Here is an 18,699-nt window from a genome sequence, read left to right as displayed (position 1 = left end):
ATAGATTACTCGTTCGATAAATGGATGTAATTGACAAAAACATAAGTGAGAGAGATGATTCGCTCTAAAATCACCGATAACAAGGAAGCAAATGTACACATTCGTTGCAGACAAGCTTGATGTAGCTTACTTATCCGCAATTCCTGAAAACCATCAACTTCAGGACTGCGATGTACCTGAAGAGGAGTTCGAACTTCGAGAGATCGTTGAGGTTTGGTATGAGTGTGCCTTTCTCCCTGCTTTCAATCTTCAGAAAATCGATATCGAGAACAAAGCAGAACTGACCGTCGTACAAACACATGTTTTGAGCAACGATACAAATACGCTCGCTTTCCTACTCAAAAACAGAGTGTACCGCGCTGCACTGAACAGAATGCTCGGTGTTTGGGCGTTAGAACCCTCTGCAAAAACGGTGTTGGAGCAACTTCTGTTTGAACTAAGTCTCGATAAAAATCGCCCTCATTAACTCGCTTTTTAAGCTATTCATCAATAAGCATAAAAATCAAACAGACTACCAAACGCTATAAATTACTAGTAAGAGAACATATTTCAAAATAAGCTCTGGAATCACAAGAACTTATATCCCTCCCACACTTCCATCAAATTTACCGTTTCAAGGTTTCCATATCCGAATTTTTATTCTACTGTTTTTATATAAAAATAGTTGGATGGATCCTTATATGACGATTACGGTCTGGAATAACCTTTCAGTCAAACATAAACTCTTTGGCTTAGTTCTACTTCCCATTTCACTACTGCTCTTTCTAGCAGGCAGACAAGCGTATATCTTAACGACTCAGTTAACCGATTTTGAGCGAACCAATCAGTTATCTGTGTATCTTCAAGATATCTCGGTCTTATATCGGAGTACTCTGGCTTTTAGCCCTGAAGAGTTCGCGACACAAAGCAGCCAAGTAAAGGCAGAACTAAAAACGCTTTCTCCAGCTATTTTTTTAGACACTTCTGATGAAATGAACCAACTGGTTGCTGACTTCAGTGAAGCGACCCTATCAACGATGGAAGCCACTGACAGTTACGATAAATTGGATGCTCTTGAATGGCAGAGTGACTTGTACAAACAGTTGCTCCTTGAGATAGAAAAAGTCCCTTTCGAAAACACCAAACGTGGCATCCAACAACACCTCACTGCTTTACAACAGCTTGAATGGCTAATGTTTTGGTCTAATGAGGAGTTCAAATTAAGTACCTCACTCATTGAAATATTTCAAAACAACCAAGAATACGATCCAGAGCTCGCTGAACAGATCGAAACTCTGAGTGAAAGACAACAACTGTTCCTCGAACGCTTTGTGTCATTGAATGCCAACGAACATCAAGTATCATTGATGGTTGAAGTCTTTAGAAACGATGTGTTTGCGCAAAGCCAAGAGATAAGAAGCGCCTTGCTCGACCTCAATGCTATAAATCAATTAAATCCACAGCAGATTTCTGTCGGATTAGAGGCCATGAGCGCTCGACTCAGTTTATTGCAAAGCCTTGGCAATGTGATTAAGCAAGAGTTCCAACAAGAGGTTGAGCAAGCCATCTCAGATGCGCAAGTGCAACGAACACTGTTTATCTCCATCGTTGCCCTGCTCGCAGCCATGGTCATGGGGCTAACCTTAAGTTTAGCGAGACAAGTAACCAACAACCTCAATTTGGTGTTGGCTTTCTTAAAAAGCGAAAACGCTGAACAGCGCCCTTCTTTAGACAAACTAATTCAGGGTAAAGATGAGCTCAGCCTATTTGCTCAACAAGTTAAACGATTGACCATCGAGCGAGAGCTCGCTAAAGAGAAACTAACACTAGCCAAAGAAGACGCTGAGAGAGCCAAAGAGGACGCCGAACAAGCGAAAGATCACGCAATACAGGCCAGCAAAGCGAAAAGTAGCTTCTTAGCTAATATGTCTCATGAAATTCGTACCCCACTCAATGGCGTTATTGGTATTTCTGAGATTCTTGCAGACACCCCTCTCACACCGACCCAACGCGATTATGTTGATACGATTGAGACCTCGTCCCAACTGCTACTGAGCCTAATCAACGACATCTTGGACTTCTCTAAGATTGAATCTGGCATGCTAATGATCAGTCCACACTCAGCATCCGTTAGAGAATCGATATACGACATCGCCTCTATTGTGGCGCCAAAAGCGAAAGAACAAAAAATTTCAGTCAACGTTGATATCAGCCCTGACACACCTGCTCGTGTGATGATTGACGATCACCGCTTAAGACAGATCCTAATGAACTTCATGTCTAATGCGGTGAAGTTTACTGCAGAAGGCGGTGTCACCCTATCAATTCAAACACTCGACAAGTCTGAAAATAGTGTCACCCTTAGATTTGCTGTACGAGACACCGGTATTGGGATCGACAAACAACAACAGAAACAAATATTCGAACCCTTTGCTCAAGAAGATGATTCAACCACACGTCAATTCGGAGGTACTGGTCTTGGCCTAGCCATTAGCACACAGTTGGTTGAACTGATGGGTGGCCAGATTCAGCTCGACTCCGTCAAGGGCGAAGGCAGCTGTTTCTACTTCGACTTAGAATTACCCGTCGATATTATGCTACCGAAACCAAGCACAGCAACAGCTGACATATATGTTCTAGGTAACGAGAACATGCTCTCTAAACGCATAGAATGGGATCTTAACCTTTACGGCTTGAAGGTTACTCAGCAAGTGAGTAACACAGCTACGATCACACAACAGCTCGTAACTCAAAAACACAATAAACCAATCACCGTAATTTTTGCTGAAGACGATTCATTCCAAGCGAGTGACTATTCAGAAAGCCTAAATAAACTCCATCAAAATGGCGCGACTATTTGTTTGATTCGATCATTCCTAAGTGACCCTGCAGATATTGGCAACTGTATTACGGCTCAGGTATCGCAACCCCTACTCGGCTTGCGCTTAATTAAAGCCATTGAACTTTGCGACACACAAGGCCTAGCTGAACTATCGGAAAGTAAACAGGAAGCTGCGCCGACCCAACAAAAAATCCTGATTGTCGAAGACAACAAGATCAATCAGAAAATAGCAGGCTTACACGTTGGCAAAAGTGGCTTTGAGTTTGAATTTGCGAATAATGGTCAAGAAGCCGTCGACATGTTCAAAGCTAACCCACACTACGTAGCAATATTGATGGATTGCATGATGCCTGTGATGGATGGCTTTGCCGCAACAGAGAACATCAGGCGTGTAGAAAAAGAGACCAAATCCACGCGCCGTATCCCTATCATAGCCCTCACAGCCAGTGTGATAGACGATGATATCCAGAAATGTTTTGACGTCGGTATGGACGATTACGTTCCAAAGCCGTTCAAGTTTGAAGTGTTGAAAGAGAAAGTGCTAGCCGCGATTGAAGCGATGCCATTACTCGCAACTTACAATGGGTCACCTACTCCTACCACATCAACGGTTACCTCAATTCGCACCGAGAACTCCAGTTCGACTGCGAAGACTGGCACTTCGAATACGGCTACTGCCAACGTTAAACAAACGCTACCGGAAACATCCGAGCAAAATACGGTGCCGAGTAAATCAGAAAGAATCCTCCTAGTTGAAGACAATCGAGTGAATCAAAAAGTTGCTTCGGTCATGTTAACTAAAGGAGGCTACGCCTTTGAAATTGCGGATAACGGACAGATCGCTGTGGATATGTACCAAAACGACAGCAGTTTCGACATCATTTTAATGGACTGCATGATGCCCGTGATGGACGGTTTCACCGCAACTAGGGAGATCAGAGAACACGAGAAAAACTTAGGCTTAAATAAAACGCCGATCATCGCGTTAACCGCCAGCGTTATCGACGATGATATTCAAAGGTGCTTCGATTCCGGCATGGATGGGTATGTGGCGAAGCCCGTTAGAAAAGAAAAACTCTTCCATCAAATTGAAAGTGCGACCTGCTAGGAGAAACCAATGGATTGGCTCAGAACAATAAAAACTGCCCAACGCAGTAGTGTCATACCAGCAGTGATTGGACTGCTCGGTAGCTTACTACTCTTTAGCCCTGCTCACGCTGCTGAGGAGTACGCAATATTCTCTTTAGATTCTGGATTTGAAGCGATATCGATAAACAAAGCGAGAAAATTATACAGAGGGAAAACCAAACGCCTTAATGGCAAGCGTGTTGAACTGTCTGATTGGCCTAAAAACAGCGCTGAACGAGAGAGCTTTTATCAGCTTTTACTGGGGAAAAACGCCGCTCAAATGAATGCACACTGGGCTGGGCTGTCTTTCTCAGGGAAAGCACGTTACCCACGGGAGATCAAAGCTGCCTCAACAGACAGTTTGGTTGACTGGCTTGATGATAAGCCCAACCGTATCGGTTACTCCCCACTCTCTTCAGTTCCTGAAAATGCCAACGTTCTCTACGTTATAAGCTCGGAGAAATAACATGAAAAAAATAATTACGTCAGTGCTATGTGCTTCATTAGCCTCTCCAGCCTTTGCCGTCATTGAGCTTACCGATAATTTATCCTTAAGCGGTTTTGGTTCAACGTCTTGGGCCAAGTCAGACAATGATTCTCCCTTAATAATTAATAATGGCTTTACCGATGAGAGTTGTTACGACTGCGACACCACGTTTGGGCTTCAGTTGGACTACTTTTACAACTCATTCAAAGCGTCAGTGCAAGTTGTAAAAGCACCACAGTTTGATTGGAGCGACCCTCAGCTTGAATGGGCTTACCTTGGCTATGAGTTCAATGACTTTGATGTCAGCATCGGTCGATTGAGACTGCCACTGTTCCTTGCCTCTGAATACTACTATGTCGGCCAAGCCTATATGACAGCAAGACCACCAACAGAGGTATACAATTCCGTATTAGGTATTACTGCCTTCAATGGTATCAAAGTGAGCTGGACTCATGATGTGAGCGATGAAGCGAGCTTGTCTCTCTCTCCATTCTTCGGCATCAAAGACAAAAACGACGTCGAATTTAACTCAACGACCAATCTTGAGTTCGAAACCAACCGATTATTCGGGGCGAACCTGCAGTTAAGTGGCGACTCGTATCGTTGGAACCTATCTTTCCTTGATTCAAATTTTGATCAAACGGTCACCACGACAATTCCTGGAGTACCAACCCCATTCAAAACTGAGCAAGATAACCAACACATTCAGCTTTGGTCGTTAGGTGCCGAGTACGAATTTGGCCAAGCCATTTTCGCCAGCGAAGGACAAATCAGCGATATCACCTCATCGATGTATGCGAGTCTTGGTTATCATTTAGGCGTGTTCACACCCTACATCGTTTATGGTGCACAGTTTGATGATCATGAACACTTAAACGGCAATAGCTATCTCGTCGGTGTTGATTATGACGTGCTACCAAATGTCTCATTAAATGGCGAAGTACAGTATTTTGAATCAAGAAAGTCTAGAGGCGCATTCATTGACCAACCGACAGATGATACCGATGCCGTACTCTACACCATCATGTTGAGTTTCGTTTTCTAACCTAGAATTGAACAATCGTCATTAAAAAGGAAGCCCAAGGTGAACAATCAACTTGGGCTTTTTTATCGCTGTCATTTTTCAGTCCAACCTATCGAAACATACACCGTAACTATCGTTTCAACGAAGAGTATTGAGTTAGTTTTATTCCAATGTCAGAGCGGTCAGCATTGTGTAAAAAGGCTGCAAACTCCCGAACTTCACCGCCCTTGCTCGGTCAATCTTAGAGCGAATAAACAGATACCTTAAACGGAGAACGCATGCGAATAGCTACTTTATCTTTAAGTTTGGTTTCAGCGGTCGGTTTCGCGGCTGAGCCAAATCCTTTTCCAATTACGCCAGATGAAAGTGGCGAAGAGTTTATGGTAAGTGCAACTAATCCATATGTAAGCAGTGCTGGGTATTCGATACTCAAAAAAGGCGGCAACGCAATTGATGCAATGGTTGCGATGCAAATGACCATGTCGGTGGTAGAACCGGATATGACAGGGATCGGCGGCGGTACTTTTGCGCTATTTTACCAGCAAGACAAAGACCAATTTCTTGCTCTCGATGGTCGAGATGAAGCGCCCTCAAGTGCGACTCCAGATATGTTTATGGAAGATGGAAAAGCACTCAGTCGAAATGAGATTTTAGGACCAAGATCTGTCGCGGTTCCCGGCACGCTCCGTTTGCTCTATAGCACTCATCAACAATACGGAAAACTGCCATGGTCAGAGCTTGTTCAGCCTGCCATTGAGCTTGCCAGTAAAGGTTATGCAATGAACAGCTACACCTATGACATCGTGGTTCGTGAGCAAGAACGATTGATTGAAGATCCAGAAATCAAAGCACTCTATTGGAATAACGACGAGATTAAACCAACAGGCACTTTGATGACCAATTCAGAGCTTGCCAACACACTGACCAGTATTGCTCAACAAGGTGACAAATACCTTTATGGCGGCGAGTTTGGTAAGCACATCGTAGAAACAGTCAACAGCCGTATCGACTTAGAGCACGCTAAGCTCTCTATCGAAGATTTTAAACAGTACCAAGTCAAACAACGTGAGGTTATCGAAAGCGACTATCGAGGCAATAAAATTGTCTCGTTTGGCTACCCTGCCTCTGGTGGCGTGATGGTTGCTCAAAGCCTTGAAATGCTAGAGGCCTACGACTTGGCAGACATGTCAAAAACCGATGTGGAACCTTGGCGCTTAATGACGGAAGCAATGCGAATCGCCAAAGCCGATCGAATCGCTTATGCGGGCGATCCTGATTACGTTGAAGCCCCTGTGAATGCCCTGCTCGACAAATCCTACATCGATGAACGACGCAAACTGATCCCTGAAAGTGGCATTGCTCAAAACAACCCTAAAGCGGGGAAAGTCACCGATACCGAATACGCGCAGTATCAAGGCTTTGAGAGTCAAGATACCGGACACATTTCCATTATCGACAAAGACGGAAATGCGATTGCAATGACAAGTACAGTCGGCACAGGCATGGGTTCAGGAGTAATGGTCGACGGCGTGATTCTTAACGCGCAAATGGCCAACTTCTCAACCAAACCAACCATCAATGGTAAGCCGACACAAAACGCTATCGAAGCAGGCAAACGTCCTCGCTCTGCGATTACGCCGTTAATGGTGATCGACAAAAAAGACGACCTGCGCTTAGTGGTCGGGTCTCCGGGTAGTTCGCAAATCCCAGGTTACGTGTTGAAAACCGTTGTTGGCGTTCTCGATTGGGATCTCTCCGCACAAGAAGCAATTGACCTGCCGAACATTCAGTACGGCACTAAAATTGATCGAACCAAACCTTATGACCCAACAGGTTTATTAGTTGAGAAGATGACTTACGCTGAAATGCTTGTCCCAGAATTTATGCAGCTTGGTTATCCAGTGCATGTGATTCCAGTGGTCAGCGGTTTGAATGCCATTGAAATCAAAGATGGCAAGATCCACGGCGCAACAGACAGACGTCGCGCATCCACCTCAATGGGCGAATGATTTAACAAAATGGGTGAGCGAACAAGCTCACCCACTTTAGACGCCTCTAACTTACTTCTTATTCTAAAACACACTCCAAACAGAACTCTATGACCCGTCTTGATATGAGTTGACACTAAATGTAAAAAAGCCAGTCGAATAATTCGACTGGCTTTTCAATAACTACTTTTCAGTTTATCGACTCACTCAAATATTATGAGCTTGGCGCTACTCGTTTCTCTTTGAGCTGATCAATCACGTAGCCCGGCGCCACTTTCGCAAGCTCAACTAAGCATTCGTCTGTTTTCTCATTACCGTAGCGTACGTAAATGTCGCAGACTGCGTATAGCTGCTCTGGTGAACCAGAGATCAAATACGCCTTCTCGAACGATTTAGTCGACTTGTCGATGTCTAACTCTTCTTGTAATACTCCATTGAGGTACCAGTAGTAGCTGTTGTCTTTAGCTAACTTAGCTGCTACTTCAATCTCATTGGCAGCTGCGCTCTTGTCTTCAAGGCGAACCAAAGTTAATGATTTAGAGTAATGTAGAGCTGCGTTGTCGGGTACATGTTTCAAGCCGCGATCCAATACATCGACCGCTTGTTGGTCTTTTTTCTGCGCTCGGAAATTATCAGCGTAGCTTAACCAAACTTGTGGCTCTTTTTGATGCGTTTTAATGAGTTCTAGATAAACCGTTTCCGCCTTATCCCACTCGTTGTGCCAGCGAAGTACATCAGCAAACAGCAATTGGTACTTTTCTGATTCTTGCGTCTCTAGGAAACTGATCAGCTCTTTTACTGGTGGTTCGATTTGCGCTTTTTGTTGTTCATCTAAGGCATTAAAGTCACGAATTAGATTCGATGTTGCCGTATGGCGAACCATGGTATCGCTGTCTTTAAGCAGCGGAGATACCAATGCCCAGCGATGTTCTAGTTGATAAGGTTCAGAGCCAATAACAGACGCTTCGCGAACTTCAGGGTCTTTATCTTTCAAGCCTCTAGCCACAGCCACCAGCGCGTTTTGGCTTGGGTAAGCTGCCAATTCTTGCAGTGCACCTGTACGGTTTTCAATAGACTGATTCTGATCTTGCGCCATGTAAGACAACTGTTGAATGCGGGTTTGAGTGTCCGTCATTTCAAGCACTTGATTGATATTTTGTGCTGGTGCATCAACGGTTTGTTGAACGCCATTGGCTGCGATTGCTGACGTTGATAGCAATGCGGACGTTGAAACCAATAAAGCAACCGCTGTCGCTAAACTCTTCTTGATCATAGTATTACCTTAAGTTGGAGAACTTAGCCCGTCCCTAGACTCATATCTGATTAAATTTCGTTAGGATCGATAACTCTAAACCTAGAACTTGACTTAAAACTTAGTCTCAAACGTCGTTTGTTTTGCCAGTTCTGCTCGACGCGCCATCATCACAGAATCACTGTACTTACCATGAGCAACGGGGTGTCTCATCGCACGCGCGATATACGCCATCGATTTATCAACATGAGAAAAGAACTTATGCCAGCCCGCGCATAAATAGTTCAATCCCGGCTCACCCGCACGAGTTTTGATAAAGCGGTTTTTAGGGCATTCGCCATGACAAGCAAACTTGTAGTCACATTGCTGACACTGACTGGTCAGTGTGCGTGATTTAGCGAAACCAAATTTTTGTTGTGGTGCGCTGTATGCTAGGTCATCAAGCTTCTCGTGATGGATGTTGCCAATTTTATATTCAGGGTAAACATAGTGGTCACAAGAGAACACATCGCCGTTTGGCTCCATCGCTAAGCCTTTACCGCAGATCTCATTCAGGGTGCAAAGCGGGTTTGGGCGACCAATCCACGTTTCTAAGCTCGCTTCAAAATACTGAACAAATACTTTACCGATATCATGCTTCGCCCACTCATCAAAGACAGCGATCAGGAAGTTGCCCCACGCTAAGTCCGATACACACCATGATTCCATGATCGAATCTTTGTGGCCCGGAATCAGACGCTTGTCACCTTGCTTGAGTTGCTCACTCACTTGAGACGTTTGCGGTGCAACGGTTCTAAAGGTTTTCTGTTCTACGATAGGAATAAACTGCATTTGTGGAGACTTCACCACATCACGTAGGAAACGATACACTTCGAGTGCATTTTGACTGGTCAGGTTATTCACACAGGTAAGCGTGGCGAATTTGACTTGGTGTTTGTGTAGCAGCTCGACAGCAGCCATCACTTGTTTGAATGTACCACGACCCGCTCGGTTGGTACGGTAAGCGTTGTGTAGCATTTCAGGGCCATCAATACTTAAACCAATCAGGAAGTTGTTCTTTGCTAAGAATCTACCCCAATCGTCATTCAATAATGTGCCATTAGTTTGTAGGTCATTTGAAATTAACACACCTTCGGGTTGATACTTTTTCTGTAGCTCAACCACACGCTCAAAATAAGCCAAACCTAACATGGTCGGCTCACCGCCCTGCCATGAGAAGATGATTTCAGGCGTATTTTGACCTTCGATGTATTGTCGGATGTAAGTCTCTAGCGTCTCATCATCCATTCTTGGAGAACTGCCTTTCTTGTACTCCAACAAATCTTGCTTACTTAGGTAATAACAATATTTACAGTCAATGTTGCACGCTGCGCCAATCGGCTTAGCCATAACATGCAGGCGCTTAGACGCTTTACCGTTATATTGTGGACCTTGAGTAATGTGCATGATTTACCTACCTATCTTATTATCTTGTTCCCATCATAATTCCTAATAAAGTCAGTGGCATGTTATACCCTTTATAACCAATAGGAATGACCTTAAACGTTAGAATCACAGCCTATTTCGAACATTTGAGGCACGTGATGAAATTTTTCAATTACAAACATTTAGCAGCAGTTAGCAGCGTCACCATGACTATTTTCCTGAGCGGCTGTGCAAACGTGCCTACACACCCTATCGCCCAACAAATCGACCAAGAGATGGTGTTGGTTGAAGGCGGTACATTCACCATGGGTTCAAACCTCCCTGAAGCAAGCAAAGCCGAGCGACCTGCACGAGATATAACTGTAGATAGTTTCTACATCGCGAAGTTTGAGGTGACTCAAGAATTGTTCGAATCGGTGATGGGTTCATCTCTCAGTTATTTCCAAAACCCGCAAGTTCCGGTCAATAACCTAAGCTGGCAACAAGCGAACTATTTCGTTGAACAGTTGAATGAATTAACGGGTGAAGAATACCGCCTACCGACTGAAGCGGAATGGGAATTTGCAGCGAAGGGTGGCAACAAAAGCAAAGGCTATACTTACAGTGGTTCCAACAACTTAGATGATGTTGCGTGGTACTCAGCAAATTCAAAAAATAGCGCGCATCCTGTCGGGCTAAAGAAGCCAAATGAACTAGGCTTATATGACATGACAGGAAACGTTGGTGAGTTTGTCATTGATGCTTTCGATGACACCTTCTACAGATTCGGTCCAACAGACAATCCAAACAATGCTAAACACAGTGACGTAGGTTTATCGCACAAGTCTGTTCGCGGTGGCAGCTTTGCTTATGACGCAAATGAATCTGAAAGTTACCGTCGTGACTTCGCAAGCCAATCAATCACTATGTCGGACATGGGACTGCGGTTGGTTAAAGATGCGAACTAGATACGTGAATAACCCTACCTCAACGTTAAAAATCTGACCACACGTTAGAACGCTACGGCAACAGTGAATAAGGAAACTCTATGCAATACACCAAGCTTTCAGGACTTACACTCGCGTTACTCTGCGCTCTTCCTGCATCGGCTGCAGAAAAGCCAGACCTTGTCCTTCAAATCACGGTTGATGGTCTACGCGCTGACCTCATTGAACGATACAAGCATAATTTTGGTGAAGGTGGCTTTCGGTACTTAATGGATGATGGTACCTACTACACCAATGCGAACTACCAGCACGGCAACACAGAAACCATTGTCGGTCATGTATCGCTTGCAACAGGCGCTCCACCGAGTGTTCATGGCATGGTAGGGAATGTTTGGTATGACCGCAGTGAAGAACGTTTGGTGTATAACGTAGAAGACGGTAACTACAAGATGCTGACTTCAGGGGCGGGTGTCGATAAAGCAACCGAGATCGACCCAACGCAAAAGACAGCACAAGGTGATGGTCGCTCTCCAGAGCCTATACTTGCCACCACCTTTGGTGACGAACTGATGATTTCCAATAGCGGAAAATCTAAAGTCTTCGGTGTCTCAGTAAAAGATCGAGGTGCGATCTCCCTTGCCGGACACAGTGGCAAAGCGTTCTGGTTCTCGAAAGCACAATCGGAATTTGTTACCAGTAATTATTACTATGACGAATACCCAGCTTGGGTATCTCGTTGGAATGAAAAAGAAATTGCAGCCCAATACTCTAAGCAAAAGTGGGAGTTGTCATTACCACGTGAAAACTACACCCTGCAAGAACACAACACGGACCACAAGGTTAAGTTAGGCGATTTCCAACGCACCTTCCCTCACCCATACGGCCCTGCAAGCTACAAATACTACAGCACAACATTAACCGTCAGCCCAGCTGGCGATGAGATTACAGAGAACTTTGCAAGCACGCTGTTGATGCAAGAGAAGTTAGGCCAAGGCGAAGTCACCGATTACCTATCAGTAAGTTTCTCATCCAACGACTATGTGGTTCACCTCTACGGGCCTGAAAGCTTAGAGACCGAAGACAACCTAATTCGACTTGATAAGACGATCGCTAAGCTTCTTAAAACCGTCGATAACCAAGTTGGCCTTGAGAACACGTTAATTGTATTGTCTGCCGATCACGGTGTACCTGAATCTTCACCTGCGGCAAATGCTCTGGGTTTCAATCAAGCTCAGTACTTCAACAAAGATACGTTGCTGTCGAGTGGCGTAGAGAAACGATTGAAGGATGAGTTTGGTTTATCCAAAGACGCAATACGCTTGTATGCACAGCCTTATATTTATCTGAATCACGATTTAATCGCGGAGAAGAAACTTGACCTGGCTAAGGTACAAGAAGCGATTGCTGATGAGATTGCAAAAATAAAAGGCGTTGCGTTTGCCGTATCAAGCAGTGATATCGCGGCAAACCGAGTCCCTGATACTCATGTAATGCAGCTCATCAAGAACAACTACCACCCTGCTCGTTCGGGCGATGTGTATGTGGTATTTGATCCGCGTAGCTACATTAACGATATGGAAGGCCTGCAAATTGCCTCAACTCATGGTTCTCCTTGGAAATACGACACGCACGTGCCGGTGATTTTTGCAGGCTATGATGTGGATGCTAAGAAGGTTTCACGTCCAATCACACCATACGATATTGCACCGACGCTTTCGAACAAACTAGGCATCACTCAACCAAGTGGTTCGATTGGGCAAGTACTAGAAGAGATTACTGACTAATCACAATTATTAGGTTTGTGAGCCAAACATGCTCACACAGCCTCTAACATAAAAAGAGCCGCTTATTCCGTTCCATACGAATAAGCGGCTCTTTTTTCATGCATGTTGGATTGAATCGTGCTCAATTCTTACCTGAGTAACGAAACGCTTCTCTGGTGAGTTGATTCAGCTGATCGTCATTCATCTTATTGTGCACAACCGTGATACGACCTAAATAGACCAACGGGACTTCCGCTTCTCTCTCTTCTAAGTGAAACTTGATCGCTTCAGCTGTCGCTACGCCAAGGTCATCACTCATACGCATTGGTGTTGCATCTAACTCGTCAGAACGAATCTTCTCGATCTCTATTGCTGTACCGCCCCAACCCGTCACATAGATTTCAGATAACATGTCGGCTTGGTTCAACGCATCGACCGCGCCCTGGTCATCGCCGTATTGGCATTATGAACCATGGTCACCTCAGGGAAGTTACCTAGCACTAATCGGATCCCGTCTGCGCCGCCTATTTTTTGATATTGCCCAAAATGCTCATAAACCGTTAACCAGTCACCTTTCTCTTCCACGCAATCAATGAAGCCTTGTGAACGTTGAGTGTCCGTGATTCCCGGGATCCCGCGATTGGCAGAGAACTCGACTTCACTCCCCAACTCTTGCACCACATGGTCACACAGCACTTCCGCGCCCATTGCACTTGAGAAGTCAAACCAACTGTCTGGTTGATGTTTCCATTGTTCATTTGGCGTGTGAAATGCCCAAATAAAGGTTTTGAATTCTGTCGAAGCCGATAGCTTTTGAATGTTCTGAGCTTGTATTCCCAGTTCAGAAGGGCCAAAAATCACGAAGTCATAAGGCGTCTCAGCATTCAACACTTGATCCGTGTATTGAGTCTGCAAAGAGTGCTCAATTTGTCTTGAAGTAAACTCGCTGATCTCGAATGGCAACTCTAAAGCGATCAACCTTTCCTTCAATGCGGTGTAATTTCGTGTCCAAAAGTCAGAAATATCTGCACTTGGGTAAATTAGGGCAATTCTGACCGGTTGTTCTACTGACATTGGTGCTAGCAAAACCGGCTCGCCACTCACAGTCTCTTGAAATTTTTCGAGTTTCTTTACATCTGCGTCCGACCTTACCCCATCAGCAATTACGTCAAAAGGAAGGGTAAAACAAGCTGTCAGTAGGGCTGGCAATACGTTTTTATAAATTTGACCCGGCATAACTGTTACCAAATGTTTGAATGTTTATTAACAATATTATAAATATATAGCGATAATAATTTAAGCGTTTTATAAGCCTTATGAATAAGCTAGTGCATTTTGCGAGTTTGTTGCTCGCTACTACTTGCAACTCACCGAGTTTTGCGGGTAATCCTGAAAACAATTTCTTCCATTACGCTGAAGAAAAAGTGATGCGTGCCGTTTCCAACCAACGAACATGGGATGGTCCAACACAAGGCCCAGCTGTGCGTCATGAAAAGAACGTTATTTTCGTCGCTTCTGATTTACGTAATGGTGGCGTCTATGGCGTTGGCAAAGGCATATCTGAAGCCATCTCTAACATCAATTGGCACCTTAGATTCATTGATGGCTTAGGCTCTGAAGTGCGCCAAGGTGCAGCGATCCGAAAAGCGATTGGTTTTGAACCGGATGCCATTGTTTTAGGCGGAATTGATGCAGTTCGTCACAAAACCATTTTGAAACAGGCAGAAGCTCTCGGGATTGTTGTTATTGGATGGCACGCGACGGAACTTGTTGGCGGAAACCCAGAGATTGGCTTATACACCAACATCACCACCGACCCACTCGATGTGGCGGAAGTTGCTGCCCTACTCGCCATCGTCAACTCAAAGGGTCAAGCCAAAACCGTGGTGTTTACCGACCCTAATTATGAAATCGCGATGATCAAAGCCAACGCTATGGTTAACACCATCAAGCGTTGCAGCAGTTGTGATGTCCTTGAGCTCAACTACCTACCTTTAGACAAAATTGCTGAGCAAATGCCCGCGACATTGAAAGACCTTGATAACAAGTACGACGATAAAATCACTCACATATTGGCCATTAACGACTTGTACATCGACTATGCGATCCCCTCTTTGGAGTCGAGCCTTGAAGAGCTAAAAATGATCCCGCAGAACATCTCTGCAGGTGATGGCAGCAAAGCGGCCTACAAAAGAATCTATAGCGGACAATTCCAACTGGCGACCGTTCCTGAACCCTTATATTTACAAGGCTGGCAGATTGTCGACGAGCTTAACCGAGCCTTCAATCAGATGCCTCCTAGCGGCTACTCTGCCCCTGTACATCTCGTCACACCTGAGAATGTTGAAGAGCTCATCAGCCAGTCAGACAAAGGGATTTACGATCCTAAAAATGGCTACCGTGAAGCGTATCTGAGAATTTGGAAGCCACAATGAAATTACGTCAGATAAACATCACCCAGCGACTCATCATGTCGAACCTGCTCTCACTATTGATTGTTAGCCTAGCGGTGATCATGGTGATTCGATCTTTATATTATGTTGAGTCGACACTCAAAACTGAAACCTCAACGCACGTGTCTGATTTGATTATCAACTCTGAAATCAGCCGTCGCGTATTTACATTAACCTCTCGAGTGAAGTTGCTGGAGCAAACCTTTCTGTTCAGTGAAACCACCTTGTCTGAAGAAGCCTTCAATGTCGATTTTCAGCTCCAACGCTTAAGAGACTTATCGACCAATGAAGGCTTCTCACAAAAGATCGACGCCTTTATCGATAACTTCCACCGCTTCTTAGGCAGTTCGTTGGCACTGAACCGAATCTTAAAACAGACCAACCAAATCGACGCGGCACTAGCCGAGCAACTGGATCAGCTCGAATTTGCGATTGCCGACAGTAAACTTAAGCACTTAGACCAACCTAACTTCATCCGTTATAACAATGAATTAGATCTCATCAACATGTTGCGAGAGTCATTTCTCACCTCGGGGAAAATGGTTGGTGACATACATAGCCGTATCACACCAGAAACAGAAAAAGTGTTGCTTATCGAGGTAGAAAAAGAGCTCGATATCTTCTTACTTCACTTAGAGAACGTTGATATAGGAACAGCTGCGGTTATCGCAGAGAAGAAACGTATCCACCGCACCGTAAAACGGTACAACGCCGCTTTAAAACGAATTCGCGCTAATCTGGAACAACGTTGGTTGGTAATGGCTTCGCTGTTAGAGGCACAAAGTGACTTGTTGGAGATGGTTGAGAACACCGAATCACGCGTACAGAACCAAGCTTTAGAGCTAACTGACCAACTTGAAGAAGAGATCGGTTTATCTCGATTGAACGCCATCATCATGAGCTTCTCGGCTTTCGTTTTATCGATGCTGCTTGTTAACCATGTGGTGAGACACCACATTCGACAACCGCTCAATGCGCTGCGACATGGCTTCGACCGCTTGGAATCTGGAAGCCTCAAAAACCCAATCAACTTAGGCAGAAATGACGAATGGTCTCACTTAGAAAAAGCCTATAACAACATGGCATCGAGACTGTCTGAAGCCTATTTAGACCTCACGGAGGAGAAGAAGAACTTCGACTTCCTTGCCCATCATGATCCGCTGACCAACTTAGCGAATCGACTATTAGCAACCAAACAGTTAGACAAAGAAATCGAGCACTCGAGTGAGAACAACGCACCTTTCTTATTGTTTTATCTCGATATTGATGAGTTCAAAACAATCAATGATTCGTTAGGTCACGCACCTGGAGACAACTTGCTGGTTAACGTCTCTGACATCCTCAGCAATCTCGTCGGTGATAAGGGCTTTGTCGCAAGAATGGGCGGCGACGAGTTCTTGGTTGTGTATTCGAACGTTGGTTTAGAAGAAGGTGAACCCATCGCTGATCGCTTAAACCAAGCATTAAGAAAGCCATACTATATTGATGATAACTCTATCTTCGTTTCAGCAAGTATTGGGGTATGTGAGTACCCTACTCACGGTTTAGATCGTGAAACCTTAATTCGAAATGCAGACACTGCTATGTATCACGCAAAACGTAATGGTAGAGATCAATACCGAGTCTATGCTGATGAGATGACCCATGAAGTCAATGACTTAATCGAAACCAACATGGGGCTTCATCAAGCCATTGCAAACGACGAACTGGAAGTATTCTTCCAACCTAAAGTCGACTTAGATTCTCAAGACATCATCGGAGCCGAAGCTTTAATTCGCTGGCGTCACCCAAAACTCGGATTGCTTCCACCTATCGATTTTCTTGAAGTCGCAGAGAAAAGTGACCTTATTATCGACATCGATAAATGGGTATTTAAGAAAGTAGCGAACTTGATCACTGAATGGCAACGCTCAGGTATCGACCTACAAGGTGTGATTTTCTCTATCAACTTCTCAGCAAGAATGTTCTATATGACGGATCTCGCCGAACAGTTGCAAGTGATACTGGATGAAACAGATTGTCAGCCACATCAATTGCTTCTCGAAATCACAGAAAGAGACATGATGCGAGATTTCGAAACCTGTTCCAGAACCATAGAGGTACTTCATTCTAAAGGTTATAAGATTGCAATCGATGACTTTGGTACCGGCTACTCTTCACTGTCGGTGTTGAAGAATTTGTCTGCTGATTGCGTCAAACTCGATCGAAGCTTTATTGAAGACATTAACTCATCCAAGGTCGATTACGAGATCACATGTGCGGTGTTGAAGCTGGCACAAATACTGAATTTCTCTGTGATTGCTGAAGGGCTTGAAACACAGAACCACGTAAAGACTCTGCGCCAAATAGGTTGTAAATACGCGCAAGGCTACTTCTTCGCAAAGCCATTGCCGACTGATGATTGGGTGTCTTACTTCTTGCTTAACTCAGAACAAACACAAAAAGAGGCATAACGAATCTAAGCGGAGTGAATGGCCTTATCGGTTCATCACTCCGTTTACCTGACTGAAGCGGTTTACTGATTTTTTACCAGACAAGGGCTGTCGTCAGGCAGCACCAAACTGATGCTCGAAGGCATAACCTCAAAGCGAATCTGGTTTGAACGATAAGGTTCGCCGTCTAAGTTAATCGGCAATGATTGCGGGAAATCTATCTCTAACCAACGTGCTTGAGTGTGAACAATGTGTTTACCGTCGTCAGCGGGGTGTTTGAGCTCTTCGATGACTTTCGGTAAATCAGACGCAACGAATGCTTTGACCAAAGTAAGATCCATCAAACCATCATCAATAAGCGCATTGGGCGCAAGCTCTTGCCCACCACCCGCGAGGCGACCATTACAAAACGCCCCCACTAGGATTTCGCCAGTAAAGGTGCCTTTATCTATGGTCAAGGTGCCGCTGTAAGGTTTAAAACCTAGCGCTTTGACGACACCTGTTAGCGTGTATGCGCCACCACCAAGAAAGTCTTTAAGTTCAACGGGCGTTTCGGCCGTCACTTCTGCGCCAAAACCTGCCGCAGCAACGTTCATGAAATAGCGGTCATTTGCACGAACACTGTCGACCGCGAACGCCTTCCCTTCTAAAGCAAGCGTAAACGCCTGAGCAATATCGCTAGGAATTCCAGTCGCGGTCGCAAAATCATTCGCTGTTCCCATTGGAATAATCGCCAGTTGCGGCCTCTCGCTCGCACGAAACTGGTTAAGCGCATTCACCGCTTCATTTACCGTGCCATCGCCACCAGCCACAATCAGTCGCTTCACACCATCACATATCGCTTCACTGACTAAACGAAACATATCCGACGATTCCCAAGTGACTCTCACTTGTAGGTCTATATCCCTATCCCTTGCCGCAAAGACTGCTTGTCTTAACTCGGGGATATTGGCTTTCTTTCCATTTAAAATCGCGCGAATACTGTCCATTGTCATGTCCT

The 18,699-nt window shown here is 44.8% G+C and carries 12 protein-coding genes and 1 pseudogene; 9 read left to right on the top strand and 4 right to left on the bottom strand.

Annotation, left to right across the window (positions count from 1 at the left end; genetic code table 11):
* The first annotated feature begins 91 nt into the window (after positions 1-91).
* The 5 genes from OC193_RS18085 (at position 92) to ggt (ending at position 7,469) form a co-directional block, all read left to right on the top strand.
* The gene (locus OC193_RS18085) at positions 92-466 is read left to right on the top strand and encodes a hypothetical protein (protein ID WP_048663480.1); all 375 of its coding nucleotides are present in this window, start codon (positions 92-94) and stop codon (positions 464-466) included.
* 214 nt (positions 467-680) lie between these two features.
* On the top strand, positions 681-3,929 hold the full coding sequence (locus OC193_RS18080; protein WP_048663479.1) for a response regulator: 3,249 nt from the start codon (positions 681-683) through the stop codon (positions 3,927-3,929).
* Positions 3,930-3,938: 9 nt separating this feature from the next.
* Entirely contained in the window at positions 3,939-4,415 is a 477-nt protein-coding gene (locus OC193_RS18075) for a hypothetical protein (RefSeq protein ID WP_048660272.1), read from the top strand.
* Position 4,416: 1 nt separating this feature from the next.
* On the top strand, positions 4,417-5,481 hold the full coding sequence (locus OC193_RS18070; protein WP_048663477.1) for a porin: 1,065 nt from the start codon (positions 4,417-4,419) through the stop codon (positions 5,479-5,481).
* 257 nt (positions 5,482-5,738) lie between these two features.
* Positions 5,739-7,469 carry a gamma-glutamyltransferase gene (ggt, locus tag OC193_RS18065; RefSeq protein WP_048663475.1) on the top strand — a complete coding sequence of 577 codons (1,731 nt, stop codon included), beginning with the start codon at positions 5,739-5,741 and terminating at the stop codon, positions 7,467-7,469.
* A 193-nt stretch (positions 7,470-7,662) separates the two neighbouring features.
* Here the strand turns inward: ggt and OC193_RS18060 are convergent, their stop codons facing one another.
* Positions 7,663-8,721, bottom strand: coding sequence for a tetratricopeptide repeat protein (locus OC193_RS18060; RefSeq protein ID WP_048660275.1), 1,059 nt, complete (start codon positions 8,719-8,721; stop codon positions 7,663-7,665).
* Positions 8,722-8,814: 93 nt separating this feature from the next.
* Positions 8,815-10,146: an anaerobic sulfatase maturase gene (locus OC193_RS18055; protein ID WP_048663474.1), complete on the bottom strand. Its 1,332-nt coding sequence runs from the start codon at positions 10,144-10,146 to the stop codon at positions 8,815-8,817.
* A gap of 137 nt (positions 10,147-10,283) precedes the next feature.
* Here OC193_RS18055 and OC193_RS18050 point away from each other — a divergent pair, with 137 nt between their 5' ends.
* Complete coding sequence (locus OC193_RS18050; protein WP_048663473.1) at positions 10,284-11,072, top strand: formylglycine-generating enzyme family protein; 789 nt, start codon at positions 10,284-10,286, stop codon at positions 11,070-11,072.
* An 80-nt stretch (positions 11,073-11,152) separates the two neighbouring features.
* Positions 11,153-12,835 (top strand): alkaline phosphatase family protein, encoded by a 1,683-nt coding sequence (locus OC193_RS18045; protein WP_048663472.1) that lies wholly within the window; start codon positions 11,153-11,155, stop codon positions 12,833-12,835.
* Between the two features lie 121 nt (positions 12,836-12,956).
* On the opposite strand, the pseudogene OC193_RS18040 reads toward OC193_RS18045, so the two are convergent.
* Positions 12,957-14,050, bottom strand: a pseudogene (locus OC193_RS18040) (substrate-binding domain-containing protein).
* 80 nt (positions 14,051-14,130) lie between these two features.
* Between OC193_RS18040 and OC193_RS18035 the strand changes: the two are divergent.
* A complete protein-coding gene (locus tag OC193_RS18035) occupies positions 14,131-15,249 on the top strand; it encodes a substrate-binding domain-containing protein (RefSeq protein ID WP_048663471.1) in 1,119 nt (372 codons plus the stop codon).
* Positions 15,246-17,720 (top strand): putative bifunctional diguanylate cyclase/phosphodiesterase, encoded by a 2,475-nt coding sequence (locus OC193_RS18030; RefSeq protein WP_048663470.1) that lies wholly within the window; start codon positions 15,246-15,248, stop codon positions 17,718-17,720. The genes OC193_RS18035 and OC193_RS18030 overlap by 4 nt, the downstream gene beginning before the upstream one ends.
* A 62-nt stretch (positions 17,721-17,782) precedes the next feature.
* Here the strand turns inward: OC193_RS18030 and yegS are convergent, their stop codons facing one another.
* Positions 17,783-18,688: a lipid kinase YegS gene (gene yegS / locus OC193_RS18025; RefSeq protein ID WP_048663469.1), complete on the bottom strand. Its 906-nt coding sequence runs from the start codon at positions 18,686-18,688 to the stop codon at positions 17,783-17,785.
* Positions 18,689-18,699: the final 11 nt, after the last annotated feature.

The sequence above is a fragment of the Vibrio crassostreae genome, from assembly GCF_024347415.1.
Lineage (GTDB): Bacteria > Pseudomonadota > Gammaproteobacteria > Enterobacterales > Vibrionaceae > Vibrio > Vibrio crassostreae.
The sequence above is the reverse complement of the archived record's forward strand: the minus strand, read 5'-3'. Positions and strand labels throughout refer to the sequence as shown.

What these genes read in the sequence shown, in the direction of transcription:
- OC193_RS18085 (WP_048663480.1), top strand. Translation starts at nt 92, where the DNA reads ATGTACACATTCGTTGCAGACAAGCTTGATGTAGCTTACTTATCCGCA.
- OC193_RS18080 (WP_048663479.1), top strand. Translation starts at nt 681, where the DNA reads ATGACGATTACGGTCTGGAATAACCTTTCAGTCAAACATAAACTCTTT.
- OC193_RS18075 (WP_048660272.1), top strand. Translation starts at nt 3,939, where the DNA reads ATGGATTGGCTCAGAACAATAAAAACTGCCCAACGCAGTAGTGTCATA.
- OC193_RS18070 (WP_048663477.1), top strand. Translation starts at nt 4,417, where the DNA reads ATGAAAAAAATAATTACGTCAGTGCTATGTGCTTCATTAGCCTCTCCA.
- ggt (WP_048663475.1), top strand. Translation starts at nt 5,739, where the DNA reads ATGCGAATAGCTACTTTATCTTTAAGTTTGGTTTCAGCGGTCGGTTTC.
- OC193_RS18060 (WP_048660275.1), bottom strand. Translation starts at nt 8,721, where the DNA reads ATGATCAAGAAGAGTTTAGCGACAGCGGTTGCTTTATTGGTTTCAACG.
- OC193_RS18055 (WP_048663474.1), bottom strand. Translation starts at nt 10,146, where the DNA reads ATGCACATTACTCAAGGTCCACAATATAACGGTAAAGCGTCTAAGCGC.
- OC193_RS18050 (WP_048663473.1), top strand. Translation starts at nt 10,284, where the DNA reads ATGAAATTTTTCAATTACAAACATTTAGCAGCAGTTAGCAGCGTCACC.
- OC193_RS18045 (WP_048663472.1), top strand. Translation starts at nt 11,153, where the DNA reads ATGCAATACACCAAGCTTTCAGGACTTACACTCGCGTTACTCTGCGCT.
- OC193_RS18035 (WP_048663471.1), top strand. Translation starts at nt 14,131, where the DNA reads ATGAATAAGCTAGTGCATTTTGCGAGTTTGTTGCTCGCTACTACTTGC.
- OC193_RS18030 (WP_048663470.1), top strand. Translation starts at nt 15,246, where the DNA reads ATGAAATTACGTCAGATAAACATCACCCAGCGACTCATCATGTCGAAC.
- yegS (WP_048663469.1), bottom strand. Translation starts at nt 18,688, where the DNA reads ATGGACAGTATTCGCGCGATTTTAAATGGAAAGAAAGCCAATATCCCC.